Source organism: Bacteroidia bacterium (assembly GCA_019695265.1).
Taxonomy (GTDB): domain Bacteria; phylum Bacteroidota; class Bacteroidia; order JAIBAJ01; family JAIBAJ01; genus JAIBAJ01.
In genome coordinates this window covers 1-5,601 of sequence record JAIBAJ010000159.1, presented here as the reverse complement: position 1 = coordinate 5,601, position 5,601 = coordinate 1, and the positions used below count along the sequence as shown (strand labels likewise).

5 protein-coding genes are annotated in these 5,601 nt (G+C 39.5%); all 5 read left to right on the top strand.

What is annotated here, in order from left to right:
• Positions 1–967: T9SS type A sorting domain-containing protein (locus tag K1X82_14610; protein MBX7183341.1), on the top strand; the 967-nt coding region annotated here is incomplete at its 5' end.
• 27 nt (positions 968–994) lie between these two features.
• On the top strand, positions 995–1,924 hold the full coding sequence (locus K1X82_14605) for a T9SS type A sorting domain-containing protein (GenBank protein MBX7183340.1): 930 nt from the start codon (positions 995–997) through the stop codon (positions 1,922–1,924).
• 22 nt (positions 1,925–1,946) lie between these two features.
• On the top strand, positions 1,947–4,793 hold the full coding sequence (locus K1X82_14600) for a T9SS type A sorting domain-containing protein (protein MBX7183339.1): 2,847 nt from the start codon (positions 1,947–1,949) through the stop codon (positions 4,791–4,793).
• Between the two features lie 43 nt (positions 4,794–4,836).
• A complete protein-coding gene (locus tag K1X82_14595; GenBank protein MBX7183338.1) occupies positions 4,837–5,094 on the top strand; it encodes an N-acetyltransferase in 258 nt (85 codons plus the stop codon).
• A gap of 278 nt (positions 5,095–5,372) precedes the next feature.
• Positions 5,373–5,601: hypothetical protein (locus tag K1X82_14590; GenBank protein ID MBX7183337.1), on the top strand; the 229-nt coding region annotated here is incomplete at its 3' end.

The window sequence follows — 5,601 nt, the reverse complement described above, 5'->3', positions numbered from 1 at the left end:
AGGTGTTACAGCAATTTCAATGGTATTCAGGAATGCCGACGGTTCTTTAACAGGAAAGGATGATAATAACAATGATATTTTTTTAAATATTAATCAGATTCCACCATATTCCACTTTTCCTGGTGTGACAGGGCAAGTAATTAGTAGTCAGTTTTCTAGCATTCTTTGGAATGATAACTCCACAGGAACCACACTTCCAATAAGCACAGGAGGTTCTTATTGGGCAAGAGTGACTGATATTAACGGTTGCACTGCCGCTGATACTATTCAGGTTACTTTACATAATCAACCTTTTGTTGATGCCGGTTCCAATCAGTCACTATGCGACGGGGAATCAACCACCCTTGATGCAGGAAGCGGTTTCGCTTCCTATGCTTGGAGCAATGGTGCCACTACTCAATCAATCAATGTTGCCGATAGCGGAGAATATACCATTGTAGTGACAGATAACTTTGGTTGTACCGCTCAGGATATTATTTATATCACCGAAGGAACTACCCCAACTTCCGACTTTACCTATGTTGCCACCGGATTGTCTGTTTCATTTACCAGTTCATCTCAACCAATTGGTACAAGCTATGCATGGGATTTCACCAGCAATGGAAGTACAGATAACACCACTGCCAATCCGTCCTATACTTTCGTTGCTCCCGGTACATACAATGTTTCTCTCTCGGTTTCAAATTCCTGTGGATCAGATGTTCAAACATATCAAATTGTGGTAACTGAGGTAGGTATCGAAGATGCGCTTAGTTCATCCTTCAAACTTTTTCCAAATCCTGTTGCCAATAATTTAACGGTTGAGCTAAAATCAAATTCCTCAGTAATCCTATACTCGATTTTGGGCAATGAATTAGCTAAATGGGATATGAATGCAGGCGAAAATAGCATTGATATGAGCTTCTACAATACCGGTATCTACTACCTGAAAATTAACCAACAAACAATCAAAATTTCTAAATTCTAATCTAGTTTAACCTAAAACCGTAATCAAATGAAAAAAGTCTTTACCCTTGTTTCATCCCTATTAATTGGATCGGCTGTTTTTGCCCAAACCAATGTTACTATTCGTATCGACACTAAGTTAATGAGTAATACCGACTGTAACCTTGGTGGTGATGGAAATGGTGGCGGAGCCATTGTTCCGGAAGATAAAGTGTATATCCATAGTGGTGTATGTAGTCATAGTACTGACGTAAATAAAACCGATCAACAATTTTGCTTAGAACAAATTATTCCTTACGCTTCTGAAGTTTGGCAACATGTGGTTGGCGATTGGGGACAAAATCCACAAGACAACGGAAAAGGATTAATGACTCCGGTCGGAAACGGCGTATATGAACTTAACCTGGTATTGGAAGATTATTATTCCGATCCAAATTTATTAAGTCAAGATGCCGGTGCCAACAATGGTGTGGTAGTTGTGAATACCCCACTTCCTTCAGGTGCTACTGTTTATACCATGGGTATGGTGTTTAGAAGTAAAGACGGTCAGCTTAGTGGAAGGGACCAGCAAGGATGTCAGGATATCTTCGCAAAAGATTTCAATACCGATAATCCATTGGTAATTAACTCTACCGATAACTCCGTTAGTGATTTTGTTACAATTATTAAAAGTACCGGTTTTAGCGAAATTGGTAATCTAAACAACTTCGTAGCTTACCCTAATCCATTCTCCGAAAGAATGAATCTTGATTTTGCCTTCAACAAAACCGAAGGAAATTGTCAGATTGTTGTTACTGATTTAACCGGTAAACAAGTAGCATTGTTGTTTGATGGTGCCATGACCCAAGGTAAACATCAGTTAGTTTGGACCGGTGTAGGAGCTGATGGCTCAAAATTGGCTACCGGAACGTATTTTGTTTCTATGGTTAGTGGTGGAAAATCCATCAAAACGGAGAAAGTATTCTTTTTGAATAATTAATTTTATTCCTTAATTCCAGTTTATGAAAAAGCTATTTGCAGCAGTTTGTTCCGTATTATCACTTAGTACTTATGCACAAGTGGTTTATACCGACATTCCGTACCCTACTCAAAATGACTCCATAACCGTTTATTTCAATGCTTCCCAAGGGAATGCAGGGTTACAAGGTCAAAGCCAAATTTATATGCATACCGGTTTAATTACCGACGCTTCTGCATATACCGGTGACTGGTTACTGAAGCCTTTTGTGTGGGGTACTGCTGATGCAAATGCCTTAATGACTCCAATTGGAAACAATGTTTTTAAAAAATCCTTTCGCTTAGATAGCTTATATGGCTTTAACCAGTATACTCAGGTTAAGGCAATGATGTTTGTTTTTAGAAATGCCAATGGAACGCTTACCGGAAAGAATGCAGATGGTTCTGATATTATTGTTCCGGTTTTCCCTTCTAATACAGGTTTCGATCCTCAATTTATTCAACCATTATTACCTTCCGGAATTTACGCTCAAAATGCAACAGTAAATGTGGAGGTTAGGGCTCAAACAGTCATGAGTCAATGTAATATTTTTCTGGATGGACAATTTATTCACCAAGGAAATGGTAATATTGTTTCCTATAGTTTTAACGCCAATACGGTAGGTAAACACTATTTGGTTTTCGAAGCCCAAAGTGGAGCTCAAACCAAAAGAGATACTACCTATTTTATTGTTCAACCTGATGTAACTGTTCAAGATCCGCCTTCCGGTATTGTGCCTGGTATTAATTATGTTAACAGCACTACCGTTACCATTTGTCTCGAAGCTCCTAATAAAGAATTTGCTTATGTAATTGGTGATTTTACTAATTGGGAAACCGATCCCCAATATTTCTGCAAAAGATCAAATTTTGGAGATTGGTATTGGACTACTATTTCAGGCCTAACTCCAGGACAAGAATACCGCTTTCAATTTTTTGTTGACGGGAAAATTAAAGTGGCTGACCCTTATTCCGATAAAGTAATAGATGAATATGGCGATGCAGGTATCAATACCTTTATTTATCCTAACCTAATTTCTTATCCAACAGGTAAAACGCATGCCAAAGTTTCGGTTCTTCAAACCAACCAAACACCTTATAACTGGCAACACGATAATGATTACACCTTGCCTGTAAGCAGTAAACTCGTCATTTATGAAACCCTAATTCGGGATTTCGCCATGAGAAAGGCTTACACTACTATCCGTGACACCCTGGATTATTTTGTTAAACTAGGAGTAAATGCTATTCAATTAATGCCTGTTATGGAATTTGATGGAAACTCTAGTTGGGGCTATTCTCCCGAGTTTTTCTTTGCGCCGGACAAAAAGTATGGTCCTCGTGAAGCCTTGAAAGAGCTTGTAGATTTGGCTCATAGCAAAGGAATTGCTGTTATTTTAGACATCGTTCCCAACCACGCTTTCGGTCAGAATTCCTATGTTCGCTTGTATTGGGACAGCGACAATAACAAACCTGCTGCTAATAGCCCATTCTTTAATCCTGTAGCAACTCATCCGTATAGTGTTGGTTATGATTTTAACCATGAGAGCCAATATACCAGAAGGTTTTTTAAACGACTTTTCCGCTATTGGAAGGAAGAATACCATATTGACGGTTTCCGGTTAGACTTATCAAAAGGTCTTACTCAAACCAATTCCGGTGGAGATATAGGGGCTTGGACAGCCTACGACCAAAGCCGGGTAAATATATTATTTGACTATTACAATGATATTCGTTCCTATTCCAACGACTATGTTATTTTAGAGCACCTTGGTGATAATGGCGAAGAAACCGTGCTTGCAAATGGTGGTTTTATGCTTTGGTCTAAGGCCACAGAGCAATACAACCAATGTACTATGGGCTACAGCAATAACAATGATTTCAGTTGGCAAACATCCTTCCTTGCCAAGGGATGGAATTATCCCAACGCTGTTTCTTACATGGAAAGCCACGACGAAGAACGAATAATGTATAAAAACATCAATTTCGGAAATATCAATGGCAACTATGATACCCGATCTTTAACCACTTCCCTTAAACGGATGGAAGCCGCAGCGGCATGTTTCTTTACCATTCCCGGACCCAAAATGCTATGGCAGTTTGGTGAACTTGGTTACGATTTTAGTATCAATTGGCCAAGTGGTACGGAAGCCAGCCGTACCTCCCCAAAACCGGTTCGTTGGGACTATTACTTTGATGTGGATCGTCACCGTTTGTTTAAAGTATTTGCTGCATTAATTAAACTAAAAGTGAATAATTCAGCTTTTGATAGCTGGAATTATAGCATGGATACTTGGGGGACAGGTAAACGTATTTGGGTAAATGATCCTTCCATGAATGTTTGTGTTGGAGCTAATTTCGATATAAATGCTTTTGATATGGTGCCTGGTTTTCAACATACCGGTACCTGGTATGATTATATCTCCGGTCAAGCAATAAACGTAACTGACCAAAATGCTGCCATTAATTTCCAGCCCGGTGATTACCACGTTTGGACCGATGTGCAACTCCCTCCTCCCGATTTGAGCGGTCCTCCTACCGAAGATACCACTTCAACTGAAGATGTTCTTGACTTGAATTCCACCATGAGGATTAGGGTTTATCCAAATCCTTCTGCAGGAGAGGTGCATTTTGAGTACACCGTTCAAAACCATGAACAAGTTAAAATATCCATCTTTGATATTGCCGGCAAGGAAATAGCAATAGCTCAGGATGGTTACTTAACTCCAGATCGTTACATTACCAATTGGAATGGGCGTTTAACAGGAGGTATGAAAGCTCCTGCCGGAGTGTATTTCTTTACGATAACACATGGAAATTCAGTTGAACGCGGAAAATTGATTCTGGAATAAACTCAACTTTTTCCTTTCGTATATTTGTTGCTTTTCATACCTTATGGAAAGCAACATTTTTTTTGTACCTGACCGTTCTCGATTTGAATGGGAAATTGATGGTCACCTGGCTTTGGCCGAGTTTATTCTTGAAAATGGAACTATAACCTTTACTCATACAGAAGTGCCTAAGGCCTTGGGTGGGAGAGGAATAGGTTCAAAATTGGCAGCCTTTGTTACCAGCTATGCCCAAAATCAAGGTTGGAAAATTATTCCACAATGTCCTTTTATTAAGGCCTATTTGGAAAAGCATCCATTGTAAAATCATGATGCGGGCCCCCTTCCGCCTATCCAATTTTTTGCAAAGTCATATCTTTTTGCACTTGGCGTTCGGGTCACGCTATCGGCTGTAGTCCTCGGCCCACTAGGCTAGCGCCGTAGTGGTCCTGTGGGCTACTTGCCTCTATCGTTGCCCGAGGTGCAAACCCAAACTGCAATCCATTTTACCCGCGTTTAGAATATCCAAAATTTTGCAGAGGTTTAACATGTTAAGGAATCTTTTGAATTAGTTGTTTTTCCCGATATTACCTACGTGATGGAATGAATAAACCTTTTCTAAATTCACCTGGGATATTATCAAGCTTTGAATTACAGTCAAACGTTTGGGTTGGGGACCGGGTAGGGATAGAGGCAAGTAGCTCCATCAACGCAGCGTTTAGCGGAGTTGATGGACTACAGCCTTTAGTTTTGCATTATCAATTTTTAATAAAATTGATAATGGTGATATTGTATTTTCTTTTTGCTACTTTTTCTTTTGTTAATAACCAAT

Excerpts from the sequence above, each read along its gene's own strand:
- K1X82_14595 (MBX7183338.1), top strand. The coding sequence starts at position 4,837 with ATGGAAAGCAACATTTTTTTTGTACCTGACCGTTCTCGATTTGAATGG.
- K1X82_14605 (MBX7183340.1), top strand. The coding sequence starts at position 995 with ATGAAAAAAGTCTTTACCCTTGTTTCATCCCTATTAATTGGATCGGCT.
- K1X82_14600 (MBX7183339.1), top strand. The coding sequence starts at position 1,947 with ATGAAAAAGCTATTTGCAGCAGTTTGTTCCGTATTATCACTTAGTACT.